This window comes from Streptomyces sp. NPDC048506, from assembly GCF_040651315.1.
Classification (GTDB): Bacteria; Actinomycetota; Actinomycetes; order Streptomycetales; family Streptomycetaceae; genus Streptomyces.
In genome coordinates this window covers 110,826-135,749 of record NZ_JBEZIX010000011.1, presented here as the reverse complement: position 1 = coordinate 135,749, position 24,924 = coordinate 110,826, and the positions used below count along the sequence as shown (strand labels likewise).

The following is a 24,924-nucleotide window of genomic DNA, read 5'->3' as shown; positions in this document are numbered from 1 at the left end:
TAAAGTAAGGGCACAACGACGCGGGGTGGAGCAGCTCGGTAGCTCGCTGGGCTCATAACCCAGAGGTCGCAGGTTCAAATCCTGTCCCCGCTACTCAAGGACGAAGGCCCGGATTCCATGGAATCCGGGCCTTCGTCGTGTGCGGAGGGCGGAACCGGACCGTACGGGCCCGTTGTGGCCGGTGGCCGACCGTCTCCGGGTACCGGCGGCGGTCACCGAGGCTGCCCCGCTCCCGTAGGGCCGGCGGGCTCCTGGGCCCTCACGCGGTCCCGGCGTAGTGTTCGGCGATCTCGTCACTGGTCGTGAGCCACACGCCGGGGTGGTTCGCGACGTACTCCAGCGCCTGGTCCAGGTACCTGTGCCGGAACGCCTGGCCGATGACGAAGGGGTGCAGGGCCAGCGACATCACCCGGCCGCTGCCCGCCGCGTCCTCGTAGAGCTGGTCGAGCTGGTCCTTGACGATCGTGACGAAGTCCGGCCCGGTGAGGCCCTTGCTGACGAACAGGCCGATGTCGTTCAGCTCGACGGAGTACGGCACGCTCAGCATTCCGGGCACGTTCAGCCGGTACGGCTGGTCGTCGTTGGTCCAGTCGAGCACATAGCTCAGGCCGAGGTCGGCGAGCAGCTCCGGCGTCCGGAAGGTCTCGGTGAGCGCCGGCCCCATCCAGCCGCGCGGCCGTTGGCCGGTGGTGCGCTCGATGGTGTCGACCACGTCGGTCAGGTAGGCGCGTTCCTCGTCCGGCGTCATGTCGGCCTGGAAGGTGGAGTTGTCCCTGCCGTGGGCGAGCCACGCCCAGTTCCGGGCCCGTCCGGCCTCGATGATCTGCGGATACCGCTCGCCGACAGCGGAGTTGAGCAGGGCGCTCGCGCGGATGCCGTGGCGGTCGAGGCTCTCGATCAGCCGCCAGATGCCGACCCGGGGGCCGTAGTCGCGCCAGCCGTAGTTCAGCGGGTCCGGAGTCAGCCCCGCGGTGCCCGCGAAGGTGCTCGTGGAGGGGCGGTCGATCCGGTAGTGCTCGATGTTCAGTCCGACGTAGAAGGCGACCCGGGCGCCGTTCGGCCAGTGGATCGGCTCGCGGTCGATGATGGGGCTGTAGTCGTAGAGCTGGTTGTCCATCGAATCTCACCTTCGAGTGCGCGTGGGTGCCGTGATCTGCTGCGATCTCTTGGTGGGATGCTCGAACCCTCACATTGATGTGAAGGTCAAGTGCGGGCCGGCTGTGACGCCGGTCACCTGCGAACCCGGGGCGATGGGCGGGGCCTTCGGGCACGCCGAAGCGCCCGCCGGATTTCGGCGGGTGCGGTCGGTTCTGCGTGCCGGGGCCTTGCGAGGCGGCCGACGGGGCCGGATTGCCCGGGGTGGTCAGGCGGCGGCGTTACAGGTGGGGCAGAGGCCGCGGTAGGTCACGGTGACCTCGGAGACCTGGAAGCCGTAGCGCTCGGGCTCGGGGAGCGCGGAGAGCGGGTCGCCCTGCACGTGGACGTCGCGGATGGTGCCGCACTGCGAGCAGACGAGGTGCTGGTGGTCGTGGTGCGCGTTCGGGTCGTACCGCTTGGCGCGGCCGTCCGTGCTCACCTCGATCACCTCGCCGAGCGCCACCAGCTCGCCGAGGGTGTTGTAGACCGTGGCGCGGGAGATCTCGGGAAGCCGGTCGGTCGCCAGTGCGTGCACTTCGTCGGCGGTGTAGTGGACGTGGTCCCCGTCGAGGACCTCGGCGACGACGCGTCGCTGCGCGGTCAGCCGCCAGCCGCGTTCCCGGAGTCGTTCCAGCAGGTCACTCATGCCAATCACCCATCAGTCAGATAGGGCAAGGGTAGCAGTGGGGATCCATCACCGGAATGTGTACGGCTTTCGGATGCTTCTTGACTTAGACAATGTCCAATGTAGGATCGTGTTCGGCGCAGGCCAAGGACAGGTGGAGAAGATTTTCAGGAGGCGCACGTGTCGGTAGAGAGCACCACCGGACCGCTGACCACGGAGTCCGGCGCTCCGGTCGCGGACAACCAGAACAGCGAGTCGGCCGGCATCGGCGGCCCCGGTCTCCTCCAGGACCAGCTCCTGATCGAGAAGCTCGCGCACTTCAACCGCGAGCGCATCCCGGAGCGCATCGTGCACGCCCGCGGCGCCGGCGCGTACGGCACGTTCAGGGTGACCGCGGACGTGACCCGGTACACCCGTGCCGCGTTCCTGTCCGAGGTCGGCAAGGAGACCGAGGTCTTCCTGCGCTTCTCCACCGTCGCGGGCAGCCTCGGTGCGGCCGACGCGGTGCGCGACCCGCGCGGCTTCGCGCTGAAGTTCTACACCGAGGAGGGCAATTACGACCTCGTCGGCAACAACACCCCGGTGTTCTTCATCAAGGACGCCATCAAGTTCCCGGACTTCATCCACACCCAGAAGCGCGACCCGTACACCGGCTCCCAGGAGGCGGACAACGTCTGGGACTTCTGGGGTCTGTCGCCCGAGTCGACCCACCAGGTGACCTGGCTGTTCGGCGACCGTGGCATCCCCGCCTCGTACCGCCACCTGAACGGCTACGGCTCGCACACCTTCCAGTGGAACAACGCCGCCGGTGAGGTCTTCTGGGTCAAGTACCACTTCAAGACCGACCAGGGCATCAAGAACCTCCCCCAGGACGAGGCCAACAGGCTCGCCGGTGAGGACCCGGACAGCCACCAGCGGGACCTGCGCACGGCCATCGAGCGGGGCGAGTTCCCGACCTGGACGGTGCAGGTGCAGATCATGCCCGCGGCCGAGGCGGCCGACTACCGCTTCAACCCGTTCGACCTGACCAAGGTCTGGCCGCACGAGGACTACCCGCCGATCGAGATCGGCACGTTGGAGCTCAACCGCAACCCGCAGAACATCTTCGCCGAGGTCGAGCAGTCGATCTTCTCCCCGCACCACTTCGTGCCGGGCATCGGCCCGTCCCCCGACAAGATGCTCCAGGGCCGCCTCTTCGCGTACGGCGACGCGCACCGCTACCGCGTCGGCATCAACGCCGACCACCTGCCGGTCAACCGTCCGCACGCCACCGAGGCGCGCAGCCACGGCCGGGACGGCGCGCTCTACGACGGCCGTCACGGCGGTCGGAAGAACTACGAGCCCAACAGCTTCGGCGGCCCGAACCAGACCGGTCAGCCGCTGTGGCAGCCGCTCCCGGTGACCGGCACCGCCGGTGACCACGCGGCGCCCGCGCACGCCGAGGACGACGACTTCGTCCAGGCCGGCAACCTCTACCGCCTGATGTCGGAGGACGAGAAGGAGCGCCTGATCGGCAACCTGGCGGGCTTCCTCGCACAGGTCTCCCGCGACGACATCGCACAGCGGGCGATCGAGAACTTCCGCAAGGCGGACGCGGACTACGGCAAGCGGCTGGAAGCCGCGGTGCAGGCCCTGCGCGGCTGATACGCCCGCCGCTGCCGTACATGCCGAAGAGGCCGGATGCCGAGGGGCTTCGGCCTCTTCGTGCGTCCGGCCCTTCGTGCGCCCTCAGGCCGGTACCGCGCCCGCCCTTGCGTCGGCGCGCACCTCGGCGGTCGACCAGCAGCGGATGATGTCGCGCACGGACACGATGCCGACCGGTTCGTGGTCCCGCAGCACGATCAGATGGCGGAAGCCGCCGCGCACCATGGCGTCCGCGGCATCGTCCAGGGTCCAGTCCGGTGTGGCGAAGACGACGTCGGGGGTGGTGTGGGTCTGGGCGGTCTCCCGGTCGGGGTTCTCGCCCGCGCCGAGGGAGTTGAGGATGTCACGCTCGGTGAGGATGCCGATGCCGCTGTTGTCGCTGTCGAGGACCACGGCCGAGCCGACGCGGCGGGCCGCCATCAACTGTGCCGCCTGGCGGAGGGTGTGAGCGGGCCCGATGGTGAGGATCAGGGTGCTCATGGCGTCTTTGACGTACATGGGCATGGAGCGGAGCCACCTCCTTGGTGAATGTGCCTTGCGAACGGATTCACAAGTTCACAAAGTGGGGGGTTCTCATGTTCACATGCCGTTGTGCAGCTCAACAAGGGGCAAGTGTTGGACGTTTGTCCGAGTGCTTGCCCCTCAGGTGCGCGGGCGCGCGCCGGTGTCAGTGCTTGTCGTCGCCGAGGTAGCTCAGCAGGTCCTCGTGCAGCAGGCCGTTGGAGGCCGCCGCGTTGCCGCTGTGCGGGCCCGGCCTGCCGTCCAGGCCGGAGAACTGCCCGCCGGCCTCCTTGACCACCACCGCACAGGCCGCCATGTCCCACAGCGACAGCTCCGGCTCCGCGCAGATGTCCACCGAGCCCTCGGCGACCATCATGTACGGCCAGAAGTCCCCGTAGGCCCGGGTGCGCCAGCAGTCCCGGCTCAGGTCGAGGAAGCCGGGCAGCTTGCCGCGCTCCTCCCAGCCGGTCAGTGAGGAGTAGGCGAAGGACGCGTCCTGGATGCGGCCGACCTTCGAGACCTGTAGCCGGGTCGCCGAGGTCAGGCTGCGGCCGGTGAAGGCGCCCAGCCCCTCCGCGGCCCACCAGCGGCGGTTGAGCGCCGGCGCGGAGACGATGCCGACCACCGGACGGTCGCCGCCCTCGCCGCGCTCCATCAGCGCGATCAGGGTCGCCCAGACCGGCACCCCGCGGACGTAGTTCTTGGTGCCGTCGATCGGGTCGATGATCCAGCGGCGCGGCCCCGTGCCCTCGCTGCCGAACTCCTCGCCGAGCACCGCGTCGCGCGGCCGCGCCCGCTGGAGCTGGCCGCGGATCAGCTCCTCGGCGGCCTTGTCCGCCTCGCTCACCGGAGTCATGTCCGGTTTGGTCTCGACCTTGAGGTCGAGCGCCTTGAAGCGCTCCATGGTGGCGGCGTCCGCGGCGTCGGCGAGGACATGGCCGAGGCGAAGATCATCGTGATAGTCGGGCATGTGCGAACAGTATCCATTGGTATACGCCGGAGCCACACGGCCGTGCCCGGCCCGGCGTGTGGTGCCCTCCGGGCGGGTGGTCGAAGGGTGCTGCGACGGCCCTTGACACCGACTGATGCGGCGTCAATTCTGTGCGCAATCCGGCCATCTGGGCCGGCGGCCGGGGAGGCGATGGATGTCGGCAGCGCGCGAGTCCCTGCTGGATGCCGCCTACACGGCGCTGACGACCCGGGCCTGGACGGCCGTGCGGATGGTTGACGTCGCGGCCGCCGCCGGGGTCTCCCGGCAGACGCTCTACAACGAGTTCGGCAGCAAGGAGGGCCTGGCCCGCGCCCTGGTCCGCCGGGAGACCGACAGCTACCTCAGCGGGGTCGCCCGGGCGCTGGCCCGGGGCGGCACCGCGGCCGCCGGGACGCCCGGCGACGCGGCGGCCAGGATGGTCGCCGCGGCCGCCTGGACGCTGCGTACCGCGCGCACCAATCCCCTGGTCAGGGCCGCCCTGACGGGCTGCTGGGGGGACCGACTGCCGGACCCGGAGGTGGCCGCGGCGAGCCCCGCGCCGGTCCGGGCCCGCCGCCCCGGCGGCGTGCCCGCGCAGCGCACCCGGCCGTCCACGGACGGGCCGCTGCCCGGGCCCGCCGAACTCGTCGGCCGGCTCTGCGACCAGGCGGTAGCCGTACTGGAGCCGGACTGGCCGAAGGAGGAGCTGCCCGCCCTGGGCACCGCGTGCGAGGCCGCGGCGCGGCTGACGCTGTCTTGTGTGGTGGCCCCGGCCGCGGCGACGGCGCCGGCCGGACGGACGCGGGCGCAGCGGACCCGCCGGGAGGCGGAGGCCGAGGCGGTGTCACGACTCGTACGGGGGGCGTTCGACCGGTTGCCGGGCGGTGCGGAGCGGCCCGGTCGGGGCTGACGGGCCGTCACGGGCGCGGCGGGCGCACGGCGTCCGGCGCACCGGTGCCGGCCGTGGCGGAGCGCGGCGTCCCGGCCCCGGCCGGGCTCAGTGGTGCCCCGACCCCGACAACTGGAGCCCGATCACGCCCACGATGACCAGCGTGATCGAGACGATCTTCAGGGTGGAGACCAGGTCCCCGAGGAAGACCATGCCGTAGATCGCCGTGCCGGCCGCGCCGAGGCCCGTCCAGACCGCATAGGCCGGGCCGACGTCGAGCTTGCGCAGGGCCAGTGTCAGCAGGCCGAAGCTGCCGAGGGCGAAGGCCGCGAAGGCGATGGTCGGGAAGAGCCGGGTGAAGCCGTGGGAGAGCTTCAGGCAGACCGCGAAGCCGGTCTCCAGCAGCCCTGCCACCACGACCAGCAGCCACGACCACGCCATACCCATGCCTCCGTCAGCTGGACGAGTGACGACGGGTTCCGGGGCGGTTGTCCGCCCCCACCCATCCGGGCCCCGTCCGGGCGTCCAGGGCCCGGTGACCAGTTCGCCGGCCTTGGTGTGATTATGCCGTTGCTCCGGACGGCCGGGGGTGAACTCCAGGGATCAGTCGCCCTCGCGTCGCTCCCGGGTGGCCAGCAGACGGCGCAGCGAGTACAGGCGGGCCGGTTCGGCATGGCCGTCGGCGACCCACTCGTCCAGTGCGCAGTCCGGCTCGTCGTGGCTGCACGCGCGCGGGCAGTCGACGGTGCCCGGCTCCAGGTCGGGGAAGGCGTGGATGACCCGGGACGGGTCGATGTGGGCCAGCCCGAAGGAGCGCACGCCCGGGGTGTCGATGACCCAGCCCGGGTCGCCGGGGAGCGGGAGGGCCAGCGCCGAGGTGGTGGTGTGCCGGCCGCGGCCGGTGACCGCGTTGACATGGCCGGTGGCCCGGCGCCGCTCCGGGACCAGCGCGTTGACCAGGGTCGTCTTGCCGACGCCGGAGTGTCCGACGAACGCCGTCATCCGACCCTTGAGCGTCTCCCGCACCCGCTCGGCGGCGCTGCCGTCGGCGAGTTCGTCCCGGTTGGTCACCACGTACGGCACGCCCAGCGCTCCGTAGGACTCCAACAGGGCGTCCGCGGGCGCCAGATCGGACTTGGTCAGCACCAGCAGTGGGTCCAGCCCCGCGTCATAGGCGGCGACCAGACAGCGGTCGATCAGCCGGGGGCGCGGCTCGGGGTCGGCGAGCGCGGTGACGATGGCGAGTTGGTCGGCGTTGGCGACCACGACCCGCTCGTACGGGTCGTCGTCGTCGGCGGTACGGCGCAGCGTGGAGGTGCGCGGTTCGACCCGGACGATCCGGGCCAGGGTGTCCTTGGCGCCGCTCAGATCGCCCACCACGGCGACCCGGTCGCCCACCACCGCGCTCTTGCGGCCCAGTTCGCGGGCCTTCATCGCGGTGACCGTGCGGCCCTCGATGAGGCAGGTCAGCCGTCCGCGGTCGACGGTCAGGACCAGCCCCTCGGCGGCGTCCTCGTGCTTGGGGCGGATGTTCGTACGGGGCCGGTTGCCCTTGCGGTTGGGCCGGACGCGGACGTCGTCCTCATCGGGGTTCTTGCCGTAGCGGCGCATGGCGGCCGGACCTCTCAGGCTCTCCGGGCGGGGGCGGCCGCCGGGTCGAGCATCTCGGTCCACAGCGCGGGGAAGTCGGGCAGGGTCTTGGCCGTCGTGGCGACGTTCTCCACCTCCACGCCCTCGACCGCGAGGCCGATGACCGCCGCGGCGGTGGCCAGCCGGTGGTCGTCGTAGGTGTGGAAGATCCCGCCGTGCAGCGGCCGCGGCCGGATGTGCAGACCGTCCGCGGTCTCGGTGACGTCGCCGCCGAGCTCGTTGAGCTCCTTGGTGAGCGCGGCCAGCCGGTCGGTCTCGTGCAGCCGCAGGTGCGCCACCCCGCGCAGGGTCGAGGGCGAGTCGGCGAGTGCGGCGACCGCGGCGATGCCCGGGGTCAGCTCGCCGACCTCGCTCAGGTCGACGTCGATGCCGTGGATGCGGCCGCTGCCGGTGAAGGTCAGGCCGTGGTCGGTCAGCTCGCAGGAGCCGCCCATCGTGGTGAAGATCTCGCGCAGCGCGTCACCGGGCTGGGTGGTGTGCGCGGGCCAGTCCGGGATGGTGACCCGGCCGCCGGTGACCAGCGCCGCGGCCAGGAACGGCTGGGCGTTGGACAGGTCCGGCTCGACGACCAGATCGCGGCCGAGCAGCGCACCGGGGGTGACCCGCCAGACGTTCGGCTCGCCGCCCGCCTCCGGGGTGTCCACCTGCGCACCGACGCTGCGCAGCATGTCGACGGTCATCCGGATGTGGGGCATGGAGGGCAGCGCGGCACCGACGTGCCGGACCTCGACGCCCTGGTTGAAGCGCGGCGCCGACAGCAGCAGGGCGCTGACGAACTGGGAGGACGAGGACGCGTCGATCTCGACCGTGCCGCCCTCCAGGGCGCCGCCGCCGAACACCGTCATCGGCAGCGCACCGCGGTTGTCGTCGTCGATCCGGGCGCCCAGGGCGCGCAGCGCGTCGATGACGCCGCCGAGCGGGCGCTCGTAGGAGCGCGGGTCGCCGTCGAAGCGGACCGGGCCGTCGGCGAGCGCGGCGACCGGCGGCAGGAAGCGCATGACCGTTCCGGCGTTGCCGACGTCGATGGTGGCCGGGCCGTGCAGGCCGGCCGGGATGATCCGCCAGGCCTCGCCGCCACCGGGCTGTCCGGCGGTGTCCGCGGAGTCGGCGGGGCCGGTGGAGCTGGACGAGGCGGTCTCCTCGATGCCGACGCCCATGGCGCGCAGCGCCTCGGCCATCAGGAGGGTGTCGCGGGAACGCAGCGGGCGGCGCAGCCATCCGGGCTCGGACGACAGCGCGGCCAGTACCAGGCCGCGGTTGGTGACCGATTTCGAGCCGGGAACGGTGACGGTCGCGTCGACGGCCCCGGAGGCGAGCGGGGCGGGCCAGAGGGCGGGATGCGTGGGGCTCTCGGTCATGCCCTTACTTTAATGGCTGGGCAAGGGGCCCGATCTTGATCAAAAGTGGCGCAACCCATCCGAAACACGGCACTGGTAGTGCGCTCGCGCACAGGAGGCTCACATCCGGTGGGCGCACCGGGCGTGCCGCCGGCGGCACCGGCCCCGGCCGACGTCACAGGCCGAGCAGCCAGCGTCCGCCGCCGATCAGGGAGCACAGGGTCACCACGTGGAAGAGTCCGAGCCAGACGGCCGCCGGGACGTTCGTCAGCCGCGCCAACTGATCGGGGTCCGAATCCACCGCTCCGCCGCGTCGCCGCTTGCCCTGGAGCTCGAACGGCGGCCGCACCCCGCCCAGCAGCAGGAACCACACCACCGCGTAGGCGAACGCCGCCTGGACGTCCGCCGACGTCAGCCACGAGACCAGCACGAACGCGGCGCCGGCCAGGACGACAGTGAGCACCCCGTAGGCGTTGCGGATCATGATCAGCATCGCCAGCAGCAGCGCCGTGGCACCCCACAGCAGCGCGGTGATGTGCCCCGCGGCGAGCAGCGCGGCACCGGCCAGACCCAGCAAGGATGGCGCGATATAGCCGGCCGCGGCGGTCAGGATCATGCCCGGACCGGTCGGCTTGCCACGCGAAACGGTCAGACCGGAGGTATCGGAGTGCAGTCGGATGCCGTCCAGGCGGCGGCCCGTGACCAGCGCGATCAGCCCGTGTCCGCCCTCGTGAGCGATGGTGACGGCGTTCCGCGACAGCCGCCAGGCGGTGTGCGGGACCACGGAGCCCAGCGCCAGCACCGCCGTGACGATCACCAGCCAGAGCGACGGAGCGGGCTGGGTCCCGACGACTCGGCCCCATATGTCGGTGAGGTGGTCGGTGTCCATGTCTCCCCTTCGTGTGGCATGGCAGTGTGGCATGCATGTGCGGTAGGTATGCAGCGAGCCGTCGGCCCGAGGACCTGGTGGGGCTCTTCGGCGTTCAGCAGTGGGAGCCGGCGGAGACCCTGGCGCCCAACTGGAACGTGGCTCCGACGGTCAACGTGCACGCGGTGCTCGAACGTCCCCTCAAGGGCGCGGCGGCCGACGGATTCCCGCCGGGGCCGGTGCGCCAGCTGCGGACGCTGAAGTGGGGCCTGGTCCCGTCGTGGTCGAAATCACCCGACGGCGCCGCGCGGATGATCAACGCGCGGGCCGAGACGGTCCATGAGAAGCCGTCCTTCCGCCAGGCCCTGGCCGCCCGCCGCTGTCTGATCCCCGGTGACGGCTACTTCGAGTGGGTCACCGACGCCGCCGAGCGGCAGCTGGAGGAGCAGGGCAGGAAGAAGCGCCCCCGCAAGCAGCCGTACTTCGTGACGCCCGCGGACGGCTCCGTGATGGCGATGGCCGGGCTGTACGAGTTCTGGCGGGACCGCACGCTGCCCGGGGACCACCCGCTGGCCTGGTGGGTGACCTGCACGGTCGTCACCACCGAGGCCGAGACCACCCCGCTGGCCGGGGCGAGCGGCGGTGAGGGCCCGCAGTCGCTGGCCGACATCCACCCCCGGATGCCGTTGGTGCTGACGCCGGACCGCTGGGACGCCTGGCTGGACCCGGCCGTGACCGACCCCGACGAGCTGCAAGCCCTGCTGACGCCCCCGCCGCCCGGCCTGATGCGGGCCCACCCCGTGCCGACCGACGTCAGCAACGTCCGCAACAACGGCCCTGAGCTGATCACCGAGCTCGACGGGCCCGAGGTCGGCACGCTGTTCTGAGGCGGCTCCGGGGCGTCCGCGTTCTGAGGCGGCTCCGGGGCGTCCGCCGCGTGCTGCGCTGCCCTTCGCGCCGCGGCGCGGGCAGGATGGGCACATGGGTGAGCGCGGCGAGCGCTCACGGGACGGTGCGTGCCTCGCGCAGGCGAGGACGGCGTGGAGCGGGACGTTTCGGCATGAGGACAGGGGCGATGGAGAGCGAGACGGTCGGGACACCGGCGGGCGACGCCCGGATCACCTGGTACCGCGGCGCGGAGCCGGCCCGGGCCGTGGTGGCCCTCGGGCACGGCGCCGGCGGCGGCATCGAGGCACGCGACCTGCGGGCGCTGGCGGCCGCGCTGCCGGCCCGTGGCTACACCGTGGCGCTGGTCGAGCAGCCGTGGCGGGTGGCGGGCAAGAAGGTGGCGCCCGCGCCCAGGACGCTGGACGCGGGGTGGCGCGAGCTGTGGCCGGCGTTGGCGAAGCCGGGCCTGCCGGTGGTGGCCGGCGGCCGGAGCGCCGGGGCCCGGGTGGCCTGCCGTATGGCGGGCGAGCTGGGCGCCGAGGCCGTACTGGCGCTCAGCTTCCCGCTGCACCCCCCGGGCAAGCCGGAGAAGTCCCGGGCGGACGAGCTGACCGGTGCCGGGGTGCCGACGCTGGTCGTCCAGGGCGGCCGGGACCCGTTCGGCCGTCCGCAGGAGTTCCCGTCGGGGACCGTGCTCACCGAGGTGCCGCACGGTGACCACGGCTTCGCGGTGCCGAAGTCGGCGGGCGTCACCGAGGCCGAGTCGATGGCCGGGCTCACGGATGCGGTGCTGGCCTGGCTCGACGGGATGCTCGGCTGACCCGACCCGGCGCGCCCCGGGTCAGTCCGCCGCTCCCCGCGGCCGGGCCCGCACGTGCATCCGCTCGCCCTGCCGGCCGAACAGGCTGAGCACCTCCACCGGCTCCTCGCCCGCGGGCCCGAACCAGTGCGGCAGCCGGGTGTCGAACTCCGCCGCCTCCCCGGCCCGCAGCTCCACGTCGTGGTCCGCCAACAGCAGGCGCAGCCGGCCGGACAGCACGTACAGCCACTCGTAGCCCTCGTGCGTCCGCTGCTCGGGGGCGCCCTCCTCCGGATCGATGACCAGCTTGAACGCCTGGAGCGCACCGGGCTGGCGGGTCAGCGGCACCACCGTCATGCGGCCGCGCCGCTGCGGCGCGGCGCGCACCCGTGGATCGCCCACCTCCGGCGCCCCCACCAGCTCGTCCAGCGGCACCCGGTGCGCCCGTGCCAGCGGCAGCAGCAGTTCGAGGGTGGCCCGGCGGCCGCCGGACTCCAGGCGTGACAGCGTGCTCACCGAGATACCGGTCGCCGTGGAGAGCGCCGCGAGCGTCACCCCGCGCTCCTGGCGCAGCCGCCGCAGCCGCGGGCCCACCTCGGCGAGCACCCGGTCGTGCTCGGTCTCTCCACCGGCGGGGCCGGTGCCGTCGGAGGGGCCGGGCGCGGAGCCGTCGGCGGGGGCGTTGCGGGTGCTGCGCGGCGTGTGGTCCACCCCTCCATTGCCGAACCGGCAAGGGGGTTTGTCAAGCCGACGGAAGAACGGGTGTCCGAGCGGGAATGATCCGCCGCACCGCGCTGTTGAGGCTGTCGTATGCACGTGAGTACAGCCGGCGAAGCACGAGAATGGGAGTCCGCCGCATGGGAATCGCTTGCCTGGCCCGCCCGGTCGCTGACCTGCCGTGGTCGCAGATGCAGGTGACGCAGCCCGCCCTGGCTGGAGCGGCGGCGGCACCGGATCGTCGTCTATTCTCCGATTCGAGTGGGTCCGTTTCCGGATCCGTGGTGTTGGAGGAGGTGGGTCCGGTCACCGGTACCGACGCAGGGACCGACGGCACGGCTGAGGAGCAGTCCGCGCGCCGACAGGAGAGCGCGGTCGAACGGAACGCGCGCTTCGAGCGGGACGCCCTCACCTTCCTGGACCAGATGTACTCCGCCGCTCTGCGCATGACGCGCAATCCGGCCGACGCGGAGGACCTGGTGCAGGAGACGTATGCCAAGGCGTATGCGTCCTTCCACCAGTTCCGGGAGGGCACCAACCTCAAGGCCTGGCTGTACCGCATCCTCACGAACACCTTCATCAACTCCTACCGCAAGAAGCAGCGGGAGCCGCAGCGCAGTGCCGCCGACGAGATCGAGGACTGGCAGCTGGCGCGCGCCGAGTCGCACATGTCGACGGGTCTGCGTTCCGCCGAGTCCCAGGCGCTGGACCACCTCCCCGATTCGGACGTGAAGGCCGCACTCCAGGCGATTCCGGAGGAATTCCGCATCGCCGTCTACCTCGCCGATGTCGAGGGGTTTGCGTACAAGGAGATCGCGGACATCATGGGGACACCCATCGGCACGGTGATGTCCCGACTGCACCGCGGCCGGCGCCAACTGCGCGGCATGCTGGAGGACTATGCCCGTGAGCGCGGGCTGGTCCCGGCGGGGGCGACGGCTGCGGACCCGCAGGCCGCGCGGACGTCGGAGTCGCACGACCGGAAAGGCTCGGGATCATGAGCTGCGGAGAGCCGCACGAGAAGGACTGCTCAGAGGTCCTTGACCACCTCTACGAGTATCTCGACCGGGAGATGCCCGCCGGGGAGTGCGCGGAGTTCCAGGTCCACCTCGAAGAGTGCTCTCCGTGCCTGGAGAAGTACGGCCTGGAGCAGGCCGTCAAGAAGCTCGTCAAGCGCTGCTGCGGCCATGACGACGTCCCCAGCGACCTGCGCTCCAAGGTCATGGGCCGGATCGATCTCATCCGGGCCGGCGAGGCCGTGCCCGAGGTGAGCGTGCTGGACCAGGCCCGGCACGAACAGGCACAGCGGGAGCAGGCGGAGGCCGAGGCGGCCGCCGGCTCCCAGGAGGCGGGCGACCGGTCCGAGGAGACCGGCGCCGCCGACGCGCGGACCGACGCCGGTCCTGATGCACGGACCAAGGCCGCGCGCGCCGAATAAGGCGGCACATCACCCTAAGGGGTGAGGGGCGGGGTGATTCGTCCCGCCCGATCCGCTGAAGCGCCCTTTCCGGCGCCCCAGCCCCTCTATTCTCACCGAACCCAAGCGCTCTGCGGACAGGACGGCAGCGCGCGGGCGGTGGGCATGGTGAGGAGGGCGCGATGCGGGGACTTCCGACGGCCGCGCGATGGTATATCGGCTGCGCCACCCTGGCCGCGGCGCTGTGCGCCGCCCCCGCGATACGGCTCGGCGCCGCCGCCCCCTGGAGCACCGCCCTGGCCCTGGCCGTCCTCTACGCACTGTGCGAACGGGTCCGTCGCGGGCCGCTGTTGGGTGGCCTGATGCCGTTCGGCCGGGGGACCGGCGTGACGCCCGCGGGGTTCCCCGCCGGCTGGGCGAGCCCCGTCCTGCTGGCCGGGGTGGTCCTGCTGCCACCGCCGCTGGCCGCACTGGCCGCCGTCCCCGGCGCCCTGCTCGCCCCGGCCGAGGAGCGCTCGGCCGCCGCTCGCAGGCTCTGGCACGCCGCCGAGCTGGCGCTCGCCTGTTGCGTGGCGGCCCGGGTCTTCCGGGTCGTCGACCACCAGCCGCTGTCCGCACCGCAGTTCCCCGTTCTGCTGCTGCCGGCCGCGGCCGGCGCGGCGGCCTTCTGCGCCGTGCTCGCCGCGCTGGACGGCGGGGTGCTGGTCGCCGCCGAGCGGTACCCGGTGCGCACCGCCTGGCGGGGGCTGCTGACCCGGTCGCTGGGACCGCACCTGGTGCACGGCCTGGCCGGACTGATGATGGCGGTGCTGTGGCGCAGCTCGTACGGCCCGCCGGCGGCGCTGCTGGTGCTGCTGCCGATGTACCTCTCCTGCTGGGTCTTCGACCGCTGTCACCGCGAACGCGCCGCCCATCAGGCCACCGTGCGCGCCCTCGTCCAGGCCGTGGACATCAAGGACCGCTACACCCGTGGGCACAGCGAACGGGTCGGCCGGGCATCGGTGATGATCGCCCGGGAGCTGGGCATGACGGAGGACCGGATGGAGGTGCTCCGCTTCGCCGGCATCCTGCACGACGTCGGCAAACTCGGCGTGCCCACCCGGCTGTTGCGCAAGGACGGGCCGCTCACCCCGGAGGAGCGCCGGGTCATCGAGCTGCACCCCGAGTACGGCCACGAGATCGTGCGCGGCATCGGCTTCCTGGGGGAGGCGCGGGCGGCGATCCTGCACCACCACGAGCGGCTGGACGGCCGCGGCTACCCCTACGGGCTGAGGGGGCATCAGATTCCCGAGTTCGCACGGGTGGTGGCGGTCGCCGACGCCTTCGACGCGATGACCTCCACCCGCTCCTACCGGCGGGCCAGGCCGGTGCCGGCGGCGCTCGCCGAGCTGCGCAAGTGCGCCGGCGCCCAGTTCGACCCGCGGATGGTGCGGGCGTTGGCGGCGTCCCTGGGGCGGTACGGCTGGCAACCCGACTCGGTGACCGCGGCCGATGTGGTGACCGCGGCGGACGTGGTGGCGGGGGCGGTGCGGTGCGGGAGAGGAAACGTCACAGCTGACGGGAGGGAAGGGGCGCAAGGGGTGAAGGGGGCGCTCGGGGTCGAGGGTGGCGCACCCGTCGCAGCCGTGGCGCGCGACCCCGCACCGGGTCGGCCCGAACGGACCGGACCGTCCGTTGCGGTAGGTTCCTCCGCCGCGACCGGACCGTCCGTTGCGGTCGGTTCCTCGGCCGTGACCGGGCCGACTGCCGTGACCGGGCCGACTGCCGTGACCGGACCGACTGCCGTGACCGGGCCGTCCATCGCGACCGGACCGTCCGTCCCGACCGGCTCTTCCGCCCCGGCCGGGCCGTCCGGACAGGGCGGTCGGCGATGACCCCCGCGCCCGAGGAGCCCCCCGACGGCCCGTCACCCGAGGGCCGGGCCGGCGGCGCCGGCCGCCGGGCGCCCGCCGTCCGCGGGCGGGGCGTGGTCGTCGCCGTCCACACCTCCGCCGCCGCGCTGGCCTGCTGGTCGCTCGGTCGGACGCTGTGGGACGGCCTGGTCCAGCCGGGGATCGCGCTGGCCTTCGGGGTGTTGATCGCGATCGGCGAGCTGGTGGGCCGGGGCCCGGCACCGGCCGCCGGGTACGGACGGGCGCCGGAGGAGCGGGAGGGTGCACCGCTCGCCGCGGCCGGGGCGCTCGCGTACGCACTGCTCGGAGCGGCCGCCGGACGGCCGACGGCGCACGGCGTCCCGCAGACCGTGGCCGTCGTCCTGGCGGCCGGCCTGGTCGGCCTCGTGCCGCAGGTCGCGCGCGGCCGCGGCCCCGCGCTGGACCAGCTCGCCCGCCGGGTGCTGACGGTCGGCTTCGCCGCCGTCTGCTTCCAACCCCTCCGCGCCAGTGGGGCGTTGGGCAGGTGGGTGACGTCCGGGCCGGCCCATCCGCTCTTCCTGGTCGGCCTACTGGCGCTCACCACGCTGTGCGACGCGGTGCTGGCCGCCGCGCTGGCCCGGGCCCGCACCGGCTGGCCGTACGGGCCGCTGCTGCACGACGAGTTGCGGGCGCTGCTCGGCCTCGGCACCGCCATCTGCGCCACCGGAGTGGTGATCTCGCTGGCCACCGCGGTCGCCGGACTGTGGGCGCTGCCGGTGTTCTGCCTGCCGCTGCTGCTCACCCAGTTCGCCTTCCGCCGGTTCGCGGCCGTGCGTGCCACCTGCCGCCAGACCATCGCCTCGCTGGCCCGCTCCACCGAGATCGCCGGCTACACCCCGCACGGCCACGCCCGCCGGGTGGCCGCGCTCAGCCGTGCGGTGGGCCGTGAACTCGGCTTGAACGCACCTGACTTGGATGTGTTGGAGTACGCCGCGCTGATGCATGACATCGGCCAGCTCTCGCTGCTGGACCCGGTGCCGGACGGTGCCACTGCCCCGCTGCCGCCCGCCGAGCAGCGTCGGATCGCACTGCTGGGCGGCGCCGTCGTCCGGCAGACCGGGGCCCCCGCCGAGGTCGCGGTGATCGTCGAGCGGCAGGCCGATCCGTACCGGGACCAGCCGGTCATGGCGCGTATCGTCCGCACCGTCAACGCCTACGACGATCTGTCCGGTGGGGCGGCCGGACCCGGCGGGCGGCTGCGCGCCCTGGAGCGGCTGCGGCTGGCCACCGCGCACGACCACGAGCCCGAGGTCGTCGAGGCGCTGGCCCGGGTCCTGGCGCGTGGCTGCCGGGCGGGGTGAGGCACGCGGGGCGTACGGAAGCGCGCCTGGTGTGCGCCCCGGACGGCAGGGGGTATGAGCACGGTGCGCGGGGGCGCCTGCTCCCGGCGCACGGAACGGGGCGCCTGCGGTGCGTCGTACACCCCGTTCACGGCCCCTGTTCCGCCGGGTATTCGCCGGTAAGGCCGGAAATCGCCCGTGACGGACGTACGCACGGCCCCGATCCGTCCGTACGTCCGCATCCCGCGGCGGAGCCGTCATCGTGTGCCGGGAGCCATGGAACCCATGGGTAATGAGCGCCCTCGGAGATGGGCATGGTTGGATGCGAAGGAAGGCCCTCTCCGGGGGGTTCAGGGGGTCGGCGAAGGGCAAGGAGCCGCAGGGGGCGCAACAAACCGGGCTGAGCCCGACGGCAATCTGTGGCAGGTTGTCGAGTGGGCCCCCCGACAGGGCCCCGGGCGCCACTCGGGAGACCACCGGAGCGGCAACGAGAGCAACCAGCAGGCGGGAATCGTGAGGATCTTCGGCAAGGTACGGCACCGGCCCTCCGCCTCGTGGCGGCAGGCGACCGACCGCGCTTTCACGCTGATCGGCGACGGCCGTTACGAGGACGCGGGCGCACTGCTGACCCGCGCCGCGGACATGGAGCCGTGGCTGTCGGAGTCCTGGTTCAACCTCGCCCTGCTGCACAAGTTCCGGCACGACTGGGAACAGGCGCGGGCCGCCGGCCTGCGCGCGGTCGCACTGCTCGACCGCGAGACCGGGGCGCCCGACTGGTGGAACGTCGGCATCGCCGCCACCGCCCTCCAGGACTGGCCGCTCGCCCGCCGCGCCTGGCAGGCCTACGGACTCAAGGTCCCCGCCGAGGGCTCCCCGTCCGGCGAACCGCTTGGTATGGCCCTGGGCAGCGCCGCCGTCCGACTCTCCCCGGAGGGCGAGGCCGAAGTGGTCTGGGGCCGCCGGCTGGACCCGGCCCGCATCGAGGTCCTCTCCATCCCGCTGCCGTCCTCCGGGCGGCGCTGGGGCGAGGTCGTGCTGCACGACGGCGTCCCGCACGGCGAGCGCACCACCGCCGCCGGTGCCGGCGGCGCCACCCGGGCGTACCCGGTCTTCGACGAGATCGAGCTGTGGGCGCCCTCCCCGGTTCCCACCTGGGTGGTGCTCCTGGAGGCCGCCACGGAGGCCGACCGGGACGCCCTGGAGCGGCTGGCGGCCGATGCCGGCTACGCCGCCGAGGACTGGTCGTCCTCCGTCCGGTTGCTGTGCCGCACCTGCTCCGAGAGCCGGATGCCCAGCGACGAGGGCGACGGCGAGCACCTGGACCCGCACGACCACAGCGAACCGGGGCACCCCGGCCCGCTGGGTCACCGCACCGCGGGCTCGGGTTCGCTGTGGGTGCCGGAGCGCGAATGCGGTATCGCCGCGCCGTCCGCCCTGGTGCGCGGGCTGCTGGACGGCTGGGTCGCGGACAGCCCGGACACCCGGGAATGGCGCGATCTCGAAGAGGTCTGCTGAGCGGCCGGGCGCGTCCCCGTAGGCTGTAGGGCGACTCATCAGGGTTTTGTGAGGAAGGCGTACGGCGGAGATGGCCCAGCAGCCGGTGTTTGATCAAGAGAGTGACCAGCGGGTGGACGACGAGTTCCTCGACGACGTCACGGACGCCAACGAGCGGGAGGCCGCCCACCGCGAGCGGGGTACCTCGCGGCCGATCACGGTCGTCGGCAATCCGGTGCTCCACAAGGAGTGCCAGGACGTCACCGCGTTCGACGACGAGCTCGCCCAGCTGATCGACGACATGTTCGCCAGCCAGCGCACCGCCGAGGGCGTGGGCCTGGCCGCCAACCAGATCGGCGTGGACCTCAAGGTCTTCGTCTACGACTGCCTGGACGACCAGGGCGAACGCCACGTCGGCCATGTGTGCAACCCGGTGCTGGACGAGCTGCCGGTCGAGCGGCGGGTGCTGGACGACTCCAACGAGGGCTGCCTGTCCGTGCCCGGCGCGTACGCCGAGCTGGCCCGCCCGGACTACGCCGTCGTCCGCGGCCAGAACATGAAGGGCGAGCCGATCGTCGTCCAGGGCACCGGCTACTTCGCGCGCTGCCTCCAGCACGAGACCGATCACCTCTACGGCTACCTCTACATCGACCGGCTCAGCAAGCGGGACCGCAAGGACGCGCTGAAGCAGATGGCCGAGCGGGAGCCGCGCTACCCCGTCGTCGCCAACGACTGAGGCGCAGCGGGCGCCCGGCTCCGGGCCGGGCGCCCCGCCGCCGCTACGAGGCCAGGGCACCCCGCCGCCGTTACGAGCCCGCCTGGTAGGCCTCCCAGACCTTCGGCGGGAGGGCCGTCCCCAGCGCCTTCGGGTCACCGCCGACGCCCTGGAGGGGCAGCAGCTCGGGCGCACCGGGCTTGTTGCGGAACATGGTGACGGCCGTGGTCGGCTCGTCGCCGGCGGTCGGGCCGGTAGCCCGCTCGGGGCGGACGACGCGCGAGCCGTCGGCGCCGTCGGACGTCGTGTCCGCGGCCGACGGGCTGCCGATGAACCACGCCGACTTCATCCGGTCGCCCGGCTCCGTCCGGCCGGCCGCGACCGGCCGGCCGTCGGGCAGCCCCAGGGAGCGCCAGCCCAGCCCCTCCAGGGTTACCGACACCTCCTGGGCGACCCCGGCGTCGAGGACCTGATCGGGCTCGGCGCGCTGGAAGCCGCTGATCTTCCTGCCGTCGCAGGTCATCTTGGACACCGCGTAGGGGTCGGCGTGCTGCCCGCCGTTGGCGAAGGTGGTGTAGGCGCTGGCCATCCGTATCGCGCTGGGCGCCGAGGTGCCCAGCGGGAAGGTCTGCTCCAGGCGCGCCATGCTCTCCTCGCGCAGCCCGGCGGCCACCGCGAGATCCCGGATCCGCTCCAGCCCGATCTCCTTCCCGGCCTGCACGAACGGCGGGTTCTCGGCCTTCATCAGGGCCCCGCGCAGGTCCCCGAGCCGGCTCTCCCAGTCCACCGGGGCCGCTTCGGTCACCCCGTCGTCGGGCCGGTCGCCCCGCTGCTGGAGCGCGGCGGCCAGCACGAACGGCTTGAAGGCGGAGCCGGCCGGGACGGCCGAGGTGTCCGCGTTGTTGCTGAAGTGCCGGGTGGCGTCCGCGCCGCCGTAGAGCGCGACGATCGCACCGTCCGTGGGTCGCACGGAGGCCGCGCCGAATTCCACGTAATTGTCGGCGGCGCGTTCCTTCGGGTCGATGTTCTCCCGGCGGACGTCATTGACCGCCTTTTCCAGACGGCGGGTGCGTGCCTTGTCGAACGTGGTGTGAATGCGGTAGCCGCCGCGCGCCAGGTCCTGGTCGGTCAGTCCGGTGGCCGCCCGGACGAACTTGTTGGCCACATCGACGAGATAGCCGATCTGGCCGGCCTGACTGGTGGGCTTCGACGGCGCCCGGGGCTCGGGGAACTTGGTGTACTTGGCCCGTTCCTCCTTGCTCATCTTGCCGGTGGCGACCTGCCGGTCGAGTATCCACTTCCAGCGCTCCACGGCCCGCTGGTGGTTGGCCTTGCTCAGCCCCGGGTCGTACTGCTCGGAGCCCTTCAGCAGGGCGGCCAGCAGGGCACCCTGGCTGGGGTTCAGGTCCTTGGCGTCGATGCCGTAATACGCATGGGCGGCCGCCTGAATTCCGTTGGAACCGCGACCGAACCAGCTGGTGTTGAGGTATCCGCGAAGGATCTCCGGCTTGGATTTCTGGTTGCTCACCTTCAGCGAGATGATGAATTCCTTCACCTTGCGGGTGACCGTCTGGTCCTGCGAGAGATAGGTGTTCTTCACGTACTGCTGGGTGATGGTGGAGCCGCCCTGGGTCTCCTCGCCGGAGACCATGTTGACCAGGGCGCGGGCAATTCCTTGGACCGAGACGCCGGGATCGCTGTAGAAGGTGGCGTTCTCCGCCGCGATGACGGAGTTCTCGACGGAGTCGGGCACCTTGTCGAGGGTGACGTTCTGCCGGTTGACCGCGCCCACGCTGACCATCTGGCTGCCGTCCGCCCAGTAGTAGACGGTGGCCTCCTGCCCGGCGAGCTCGTTCTCGTTCGGAATGTCCACCGTCGCGTAGACGACGGCGAACAGCCCCACCAGGCAGAGGATGCCGAACGAGAAGGTGCCGAGCCACAGCCGCCATGACGGCAGCCAGCGGCGCGGGCCCTCCCGTCCCTGGCGCGGATAGTCGATGAACCGGCGACGCCCCTTCGTGCCCTTCATATCCAGTGAGATGTGGTGGCCACCGCTCCGGTTGCCGAGGTAACAGAACGCTCACAATGGCAGGTGGCCAGGGTCGAAGGGGCGCCGCGGGTCCGGGACTTCGGTGGGCCTAGAAGTCGTCGTCGAAGGAGACCGAGCCTTCGACCGCGACCTGATAGGCGGAGGCCCGGCGCTCGAAGAAGTTGGTCAGCTCCTGGACGTTCTGAAGCTCCATGAAGGAGAACGGGTTCTCCGAGCCGTAGACCGGCGCGAAGCCGAGACGCTGCAACCGCTGGTCGGCGACGCACTGGAGGTACTCGCGCATCGACTCGGTGTTCATGCCCGCCAGGCCGTCACCGCACAGGTCGCGGCCGAACTGCAACTCCGCCTCGACGGCCTCCTTGAGCATCTCGGTGACCTGCTGCTCCAGCTTGTCGTCGAAGAGCTCGGGCTCCTCCACGCGGACCGTGTCCACCACCGAGAACGCGAAGTCCATATGCATGGACTCGTCCCGGAACACCCAGTTGGTACCGGTCGCCAGCCCGTGCAGCAGCCCGCGCGAGCGGAACCAGTACACGTAGGCGAAGGCGCCGTAGAAGAACAGGCCCTCGATGCACGCCGCGAAGCAGATCAGGTTGAGCAGGAAGCGGCGGCGGTCCTCCTTGGTCTCCAGCTGCTCGATCTGCTCGACGTGGTCCATCCACCGGAAGCAGAACTGGGCCTTCTCCCGGATGGACGGGATGTTCTCCACCGCGGCGAACGCGGCGGCGCGGTCGTCCGGGTCGGGGAGGTAGGTGTCCAGCAGGGTCAGGTAGAACTGGACGTGCACGGCCTCCTCGAACAGCTGACGGCTCAGGTACAGCCGCGCCTCGGGGGAGTTGATGTGCTTGTAGAGGGTCAGGACCAGGTTGTTGGCCACGATCGAGTCGCCGGTGGCGAAGAACGCGACCAGACGGCCGATGAGGTGCTGCTCGCCAGGGGAGAGCTTGGCGAGGTCGGCGACGTCGGAGTGGAGGTCGACCTCCTCCACGGTCCAGGTGTTCTTGATCGCGTCGCGGTAGCGGTCGTAGAAGTCCGGGTACCGCATCGGGCGCAGCGTCAGCTCGAAGCCCGGGTCGAGGAGGTTCTTCGCGCCCGTGGTGGCGGTGTGCGCGGCCGCGGCGGCGGTGGTGGTGGTCTCGGGGGCGGTGGGGTTGTCGGGCATTACTGGCAGGCCTCGCAGGACTCGGGGTTTTCCAGGGAGCAGGCGACCGCCTCGGGGTCGGCGGCCTGCTGCGGCACGGGGACGGCGGCGGCGGTGCCGCGGGCCGACTGGGCGATCCGGGTCGCCGGGCGCGACCGCAGGTAGTACGTGGTCTTGATGCCCTGCTGCCAGGCGTAGGCGTACATCGAGCTGAGCTTGCCGATGGTCGGCGACGCCATGAACAGGTTCAGCGACTGGCTCTGGTCGAGGTAGGGCGTACGGGCCGCGGCCATGTCGATCAGCGCGCGCTGCGGGATCTCCCAGGCGGTGCGGTACAGCGCCCGGACCTCCTCGGGGATCCAACTGACGTCCTGCACCGAGCCGTTCGCCTCGCGCAGGGCGTCACGGGTCCGTGCGTCCCACAGGCCGCGCGCCTTCAGCTCCTCCACCAGGTAGGTGTTGACCTGGAGGAACTCGCCGGACAGGGTCTCCCGCTTGAAGAGGTTGGAGACCTGCGGCTCGATGCACTCGTACACCCCCGCGATGGAGGCGATGGTCGCGGTCGGCGCGATCGCCAGCAGCAGGGAGTTGCGCATCCCGGTCGCGGCGATGCGGGTGCGCAGCGCCGCCCAGCGGTCGGCCCAGTGGGGCTCGGCGTTGGGGTAGTGGTCCGGGTGCAGCACACCGCGGGCGGTGCGGGTCGCGGACCAGGCCGGGTGCGGACCGTGCCGCTCGGCGAGGTCGGCGGACGCCTCGTACGCGGCGAGCATGATCCGCTCGGAGATCCGGGTGGACAGCTCCCGGGCCTCGGGAGAGTCGAAGGGCAGCCGCAGCCGGAAGAAGACGTCCTGGAGGCCCATCAGGCCCAGGCCGACCGGCCGCCAGCGGGAGTTGGACGCGCCGGCCTGCTCGGTCGGGTAGAAGTTGATGTCGACGACCCGGTCCAGGAAGGTGACGGCCGTACGGACCGTGGCGTCCAGCTTCTCCCAGTCCATCCGGCCGTCCGTACCCAGGTGCGCGGCGAGGTTGACCGACCCGAGGTTGCAGACGGCGGTCTCGCCGTCGTTCGTCACCTCCAGGATCTCGGTGCACAGGTTGGAGGAGTGCACGACCGCCCCCGGCTCGGCGGTCTGGTTGGCGGTGCGGTTGGCGGCGTCCTTGAAGGTCATCCAGCCGTTGCCGGTCTGTGCCAGGGTGCGCATCATCCGCGCGTAGAGGACCCGCGCCGGAACGGACTTGACGGCCCTGCCCTCGGCCTCGGCCCTGCGGTACGCGGCGTCGAACTCCTCGCCCCACAGGTCCACCAGCTCCGGTGCGTCCGCGGGAGAGAACAGCGACCAGTCGGCGTCCGCCGCCACCCGGCGCATGAACTCGTCCGGGATCCAGTGCGCGATGTTCAGGTTGTGCGTGCGGCGGGCCTCCTCACCGGTGTTGTCCCGCAGCTCCAGGAACTCCTCGATGTCCGCGTGCCAGGTCTCCAGGTAGACGCAGGCGGCGCCCTTGCGCCGGCCGCCCTGGTTCACCGCTGCGACCGAGGCGTCCAGGGTGCGCAGGAACGGCACGATCCCGTTGGAGTGCCCGTTCGTGCCGCGGATCAGCGAACCGCGGGCGCGGATACGGGAGTACGACAGCCCGATGCCGCCGGCGTGCTTGGAGAGCCGGGCGACCTGGTGGTACCGGTCGTAGATCGAGTCCAGCTCGTCCAGCGGGGAGTCCAGCAGGTAGCACGACGACATCTGCGGGTGCCGGGTGCCGGAGTTGAAGAGGGTGGGGGAGGAGGGGAGGTAGGACAGCGAGCTGGTGAGGCGGTACAGCTCGGCGACGTCCGCGAGGGCCCGCTCGGAACGGTCCTCGGCCAGCCCGCAGGCCACCCGCAGCAGGAAGTGCTGGGGGGTCTCGATGACCTGGCGGGTGGTGGGGTGGCGCAGCAGGTAGCGGGAGTGCAGGGTGCGCAGCCCGAAGTAGCCGAAGCGGTCGTCGGCGCCGTCCGCGAGCGCGCCGTCGACCAGTGCGTCCAGCTGCGCGGCGTGCGCCCGTACGAACTCCGCCGTCTCGTCGGCGATCAGCCCCTCGCGGTGGCCGACCTCGATGGAGACGGAGAAGGCGACCGCCCCCTGTTCGGCCGCCTCCTCCGAGATTGCGAGGGTGAGCAGGCGCGCGGCGAGCTTGGAGTACTGCGGCTCGTCACCGATCAGCCCGGCCGCGGCGTCGATCGCCAGCGACCGCAGCTCGGCCTCGCCTGCGCCCTCGTACCGGCCGCGGAGGGCGGCGGCGGCCACCTTGCCGGGGTCGGTCGCGGTGAGGTCCTCGGTCAGCCGGGTCAGGGTGCGCAGCAGGGCGACGCCCGGTCCGTCCGGCGCGTCCCCGCCCGGTCCGCCGTCGGCGGGGGCGGCCGGCGTGGTCACCGCAGGCGGCACGACCTCGGCGTCTGACGCGGGCTCCGTTGGCGCGATGGTCACGTGATGCTCTCCCTCACTCGGCGGGGGCCGGGAGGGAGGGGCGCGACGGGCGCGCGCGGGCGTGCGGCACCCCCTTGCGGCCAGGGGTGCGCGGGCACACCGCGCGGCGTCCACCGGCCCAACCTCGGGGCCCGGACGTATCGACGTCCGCGCCGATGGCGGCGCGGGCGTACCGTCGGCAGGTCCTCGGACTTCGCGGGCGCGCGACCGGGCCGTGATCAGGCCTCTGGGCGTGCTCCTACACCGTTGCGGGACAGTTCCGGATTCCCACCGGATTCCCCTGCGGCGACAGCGAGGACGAGCATACATGTGGTGGTGGTCCCTCGCGTGCACCCCCACATCTAGTGTGTTGAGAGTGATCACGCGGTGTCTGTCAGTGGCCCCGGTCGTCCGCCGGTGCCGGCCGGGCGGCGCCCGGTGCGCGAGCGCG

21 protein-coding genes, 1 tRNA gene, 1 pseudogene and 1 riboswitch are annotated in these 24,924 nt (G+C 72.2%); of the genes and pseudogenes, 11 read left to right on the top strand and 12 right to left on the bottom strand.

The annotated features are described in order from the left end of the window. The first annotated feature begins 19 nt into the window (after window positions 1-19). Window positions 20-93: transfer RNA gene (locus AB0C96_RS11525), tRNA-Met, on the top strand. Between the two features lie 166 nt (window positions 94-259). On the opposite strand, the gene AB0C96_RS11520 is transcribed toward AB0C96_RS11525, so the two are convergent. Both AB0C96_RS11520 and AB0C96_RS11515 read right to left on the bottom strand, forming a co-directional pair. Further along, window positions 260-1,117, bottom strand: coding sequence for a polysaccharide deacetylase family protein (locus AB0C96_RS11520; RefSeq protein ID WP_362916102.1), 858 nt, complete (start codon window positions 1,115-1,117; stop codon window positions 260-262). A 246-nt stretch (window positions 1,118-1,363) separates the two neighbouring features. After that, complete coding sequence (locus tag AB0C96_RS11515; protein ID WP_362916100.1) at window positions 1,364-1,783, bottom strand: Fur family transcriptional regulator; 420 nt, start codon at window positions 1,781-1,783, stop codon at window positions 1,364-1,366. 159 nt (window positions 1,784-1,942) lie between these two features. Here AB0C96_RS11515 and AB0C96_RS11510 point away from each other — a divergent pair, with 159 nt between their 5' ends. After that, a complete protein-coding gene (locus tag AB0C96_RS11510) occupies window positions 1,943-3,406 on the top strand; it encodes a catalase (protein WP_362916098.1) in 1,464 nt (487 codons plus the stop codon). An 84-nt stretch (window positions 3,407-3,490) separates the two neighbouring features. Here AB0C96_RS11510 and AB0C96_RS11505 read toward each other — a convergent pair whose 3' ends face one another. After that, a complete protein-coding gene (locus tag AB0C96_RS11505) occupies window positions 3,491-3,904 on the bottom strand; it encodes a CBS domain-containing protein (RefSeq protein WP_362916203.1) in 414 nt (137 codons plus the stop codon). A 169-nt stretch (window positions 3,905-4,073) separates the two neighbouring features. Next, window positions 4,074-4,877 (bottom strand): histidinol-phosphatase, encoded by an 804-nt coding sequence (gene hisN / locus AB0C96_RS11500; RefSeq protein ID WP_362916096.1) that lies wholly within the window; start codon window positions 4,875-4,877, stop codon window positions 4,074-4,076. A 175-nt stretch (window positions 4,878-5,052) separates the two neighbouring features. Between hisN and AB0C96_RS11495 the strand changes: the two genes are divergently transcribed. Next, entirely contained in the window at window positions 5,053-5,787 is a 735-nt protein-coding gene (locus AB0C96_RS11495; protein ID WP_362916094.1) for a TetR/AcrR family transcriptional regulator, read from the top strand. Window positions 5,788-5,874: 87 nt separating this feature from the next. On the opposite strand, the gene AB0C96_RS11490 is transcribed toward AB0C96_RS11495, so the two are convergent. The 4 genes from AB0C96_RS11490 to AB0C96_RS11475 all read right to left on the bottom strand — a co-directional run bounded on the left by AB0C96_RS11490 (window position 5,875) and on the right by AB0C96_RS11475 (window position 9,642). Continuing rightward, complete coding sequence (locus tag AB0C96_RS11490; RefSeq protein ID WP_362916092.1) at window positions 5,875-6,207, bottom strand: multidrug efflux SMR transporter; 333 nt, start codon at window positions 6,205-6,207, stop codon at window positions 5,875-5,877. Between the two features lie 162 nt (window positions 6,208-6,369). Further along, window positions 6,370-7,377, bottom strand: a complete 1,008-nt coding sequence (gene rsgA / locus AB0C96_RS11485) for a ribosome small subunit-dependent GTPase A (protein ID WP_362916090.1) — start codon at window positions 7,375-7,377, stop codon at window positions 6,370-6,372. Between the two features lie 14 nt (window positions 7,378-7,391). Next, window positions 7,392-8,774, bottom strand: a complete 1,383-nt coding sequence (gene aroA / locus AB0C96_RS11480) for a 3-phosphoshikimate 1-carboxyvinyltransferase (RefSeq protein WP_362916088.1) — start codon at window positions 8,772-8,774, stop codon at window positions 7,392-7,394. Between the two features lie 154 nt (window positions 8,775-8,928). After that, window positions 8,929-9,642 (bottom strand): M50 family metallopeptidase, encoded by a 714-nt coding sequence (locus tag AB0C96_RS11475; RefSeq protein ID WP_362916086.1) that lies wholly within the window; start codon window positions 9,640-9,642, stop codon window positions 8,929-8,931. A 35-nt stretch (window positions 9,643-9,677) separates the two neighbouring features. On the opposite strand from AB0C96_RS11475, the gene AB0C96_RS11470 reads away from it, so the two are divergent. Together AB0C96_RS11470 and AB0C96_RS11465 are read left to right on the top strand one after the other, a co-directional pair. Further along, complete coding sequence (locus AB0C96_RS11470) at window positions 9,678-10,508, top strand: SOS response-associated peptidase (RefSeq protein WP_362916084.1); 831 nt, start codon at window positions 9,678-9,680, stop codon at window positions 10,506-10,508. A 188-nt stretch (window positions 10,509-10,696) separates the two neighbouring features. Further along, window positions 10,697-11,329 (top strand): alpha/beta family hydrolase, encoded by a 633-nt coding sequence (locus tag AB0C96_RS11465; protein WP_362916082.1) that lies wholly within the window; start codon window positions 10,697-10,699, stop codon window positions 11,327-11,329. A 21-nt stretch (window positions 11,330-11,350) separates the two neighbouring features. On the opposite strand, the gene AB0C96_RS11460 is transcribed toward AB0C96_RS11465, so the two are convergent. Further along, window positions 11,351-11,914: an XRE family transcriptional regulator gene (locus tag AB0C96_RS11460; protein ID WP_362916201.1), complete on the bottom strand. Its 564-nt coding sequence runs from the start codon at window positions 11,912-11,914 to the stop codon at window positions 11,351-11,353. Between the two features lie 407 nt (window positions 11,915-12,321). Here AB0C96_RS11460 and AB0C96_RS11455 point away from each other — a divergent pair, with 407 nt between their 5' ends. The 6 genes and pseudogenes from AB0C96_RS11455 (at window position 12,322) to def (ending at window position 18,865) form a co-directional block, all read left to right on the top strand. Continuing rightward, entirely contained in the window at window positions 12,322-13,026 is a 705-nt protein-coding gene (locus tag AB0C96_RS11455; protein WP_362916199.1) for a sigma-70 family RNA polymerase sigma factor, read from the top strand. Further along, complete coding sequence (gene rsrA, locus AB0C96_RS11450) at window positions 13,023-13,463, top strand: mycothiol system anti-sigma-R factor (protein WP_362916080.1); 441 nt, start codon at window positions 13,023-13,025, stop codon at window positions 13,461-13,463. Before AB0C96_RS11455 ends, rsrA begins: the two co-directional genes overlap by 4 nt. Before the next feature lie 161 nt (window positions 13,464-13,624). Further along, window positions 13,625-14,929 (top strand): annotated as a pseudogene (locus tag AB0C96_RS11445) (HD-GYP domain-containing protein); the annotation flags it as partial. A 383-nt stretch (window positions 14,930-15,312) separates the two neighbouring features. Continuing rightward, window positions 15,313-16,656, top strand: a complete 1,344-nt coding sequence (locus AB0C96_RS11440; protein WP_362916078.1) for an HD domain-containing protein — start codon at window positions 15,313-15,315, stop codon at window positions 16,654-16,656. 492 nt (window positions 16,657-17,148) lie between these two features. Further along, entirely contained in the window at window positions 17,149-18,150 is a 1,002-nt protein-coding gene (locus tag AB0C96_RS11435; RefSeq protein ID WP_362916076.1) for a hypothetical protein, read from the top strand. Window positions 18,151-18,220: 70 nt separating this feature from the next. Further along, entirely contained in the window at window positions 18,221-18,865 is a 645-nt protein-coding gene (gene def / locus AB0C96_RS11430; protein ID WP_362916074.1) for a peptide deformylase, read from the top strand. A gap of 70 nt (window positions 18,866-18,935) precedes the next feature. Here the strand turns inward: def and AB0C96_RS11425 are convergent, their stop codons facing one another. The 3 genes from AB0C96_RS11425 to AB0C96_RS11415 all read right to left on the bottom strand — a co-directional run bounded on the left by AB0C96_RS11425 (window position 18,936) and on the right by AB0C96_RS11415 (window position 24,494). Next, the gene (locus AB0C96_RS11425; protein ID WP_362916072.1) at window positions 18,936-20,873 is read right to left on the bottom strand and encodes a transglycosylase domain-containing protein; all 1,938 of its coding nucleotides are present in this window, start codon (window positions 20,871-20,873) and stop codon (window positions 18,936-18,938) included. Between the two features lie 109 nt (window positions 20,874-20,982). Continuing rightward, window positions 20,983-22,056, bottom strand: coding sequence for a ribonucleotide-diphosphate reductase subunit beta (locus tag AB0C96_RS11420; RefSeq protein WP_362916070.1), 1,074 nt, complete (start codon window positions 22,054-22,056; stop codon window positions 20,983-20,985). Beyond that, window positions 22,056-24,494, bottom strand: a complete 2,439-nt coding sequence (locus tag AB0C96_RS11415) for a ribonucleoside-diphosphate reductase subunit alpha (RefSeq protein ID WP_362916068.1) — start codon at window positions 24,492-24,494, stop codon at window positions 22,056-22,058. The genes AB0C96_RS11420 and AB0C96_RS11415 overlap by 1 nt, the downstream gene beginning before the upstream one ends. Before the next feature lie 181 nt (window positions 24,495-24,675). Continuing rightward, a riboswitch (cobalamin riboswitch) is annotated at window positions 24,676-24,774 on the bottom strand. Window positions 24,775-24,924 lie beyond the last annotated feature (150 nt).

What these genes read in the sequence shown, in the direction of transcription:
- AB0C96_RS11505 (WP_362916203.1), bottom strand. Translation starts at nt 3,904, where the DNA reads ATGTACGTCAAAGACGCCATGAGCACCCTGATCCTCACCATCGGGCCC.
- AB0C96_RS11470 (WP_362916084.1), top strand. Translation starts at nt 9,678, where the DNA reads ATGTGCGGTAGGTATGCAGCGAGCCGTCGGCCCGAGGACCTGGTGGGG.
- AB0C96_RS11420 (WP_362916070.1), bottom strand. Translation starts at nt 22,056, where the DNA reads ATGCCCGACAACCCCACCGCCCCCGAGACCACCACCACCGCCGCCGCG.
- AB0C96_RS11515 (WP_362916100.1), bottom strand. Translation starts at nt 1,783, where the DNA reads ATGAGTGACCTGCTGGAACGACTCCGGGAACGCGGCTGGCGGCTGACC.
- AB0C96_RS11475 (WP_362916086.1), bottom strand. Translation starts at nt 9,642, where the DNA reads ATGGACACCGACCACCTCACCGACATATGGGGCCGAGTCGTCGGGACC.
- AB0C96_RS11490 (WP_362916092.1), bottom strand. Translation starts at nt 6,207, where the DNA reads ATGGCGTGGTCGTGGCTGCTGGTCGTGGTGGCAGGGCTGCTGGAGACC.
- AB0C96_RS11520 (WP_362916102.1), bottom strand. Translation starts at nt 1,117, where the DNA reads ATGGACAACCAGCTCTACGACTACAGCCCCATCATCGACCGCGAGCCG.
- AB0C96_RS11440 (WP_362916078.1), top strand. Translation starts at nt 15,313, where the DNA reads ATGACCCCCGCGCCCGAGGAGCCCCCCGACGGCCCGTCACCCGAGGGC.
- hisN (WP_362916096.1), bottom strand. Translation starts at nt 4,877, where the DNA reads ATGCCCGACTATCACGATGATCTTCGCCTCGGCCATGTCCTCGCCGAC.
- AB0C96_RS11495 (WP_362916094.1), top strand. Translation starts at nt 5,053, where the DNA reads ATGTCGGCAGCGCGCGAGTCCCTGCTGGATGCCGCCTACACGGCGCTG.
- rsgA (WP_362916090.1), bottom strand. Translation starts at nt 7,377, where the DNA reads ATGCGCCGCTACGGCAAGAACCCCGATGAGGACGACGTCCGCGTCCGG.
- AB0C96_RS11425 (WP_362916072.1), bottom strand. Translation starts at nt 20,873, where the DNA reads ATGAAGGGCACGAAGGGGCGTCGCCGGTTCATCGACTATCCGCGCCAG.
- aroA (WP_362916088.1), bottom strand. Translation starts at nt 8,774, where the DNA reads ATGACCGAGAGCCCCACGCATCCCGCCCTCTGGCCCGCCCCGCTCGCC.
- AB0C96_RS11465 (WP_362916082.1), top strand. Translation starts at nt 10,697, where the DNA reads ATGGAGAGCGAGACGGTCGGGACACCGGCGGGCGACGCCCGGATCACC.
- def (WP_362916074.1), top strand. Translation starts at nt 18,221, where the DNA reads ATGGCCCAGCAGCCGGTGTTTGATCAAGAGAGTGACCAGCGGGTGGAC.
- rsrA (WP_362916080.1), top strand. Translation starts at nt 13,023, where the DNA reads ATGAGCTGCGGAGAGCCGCACGAGAAGGACTGCTCAGAGGTCCTTGAC.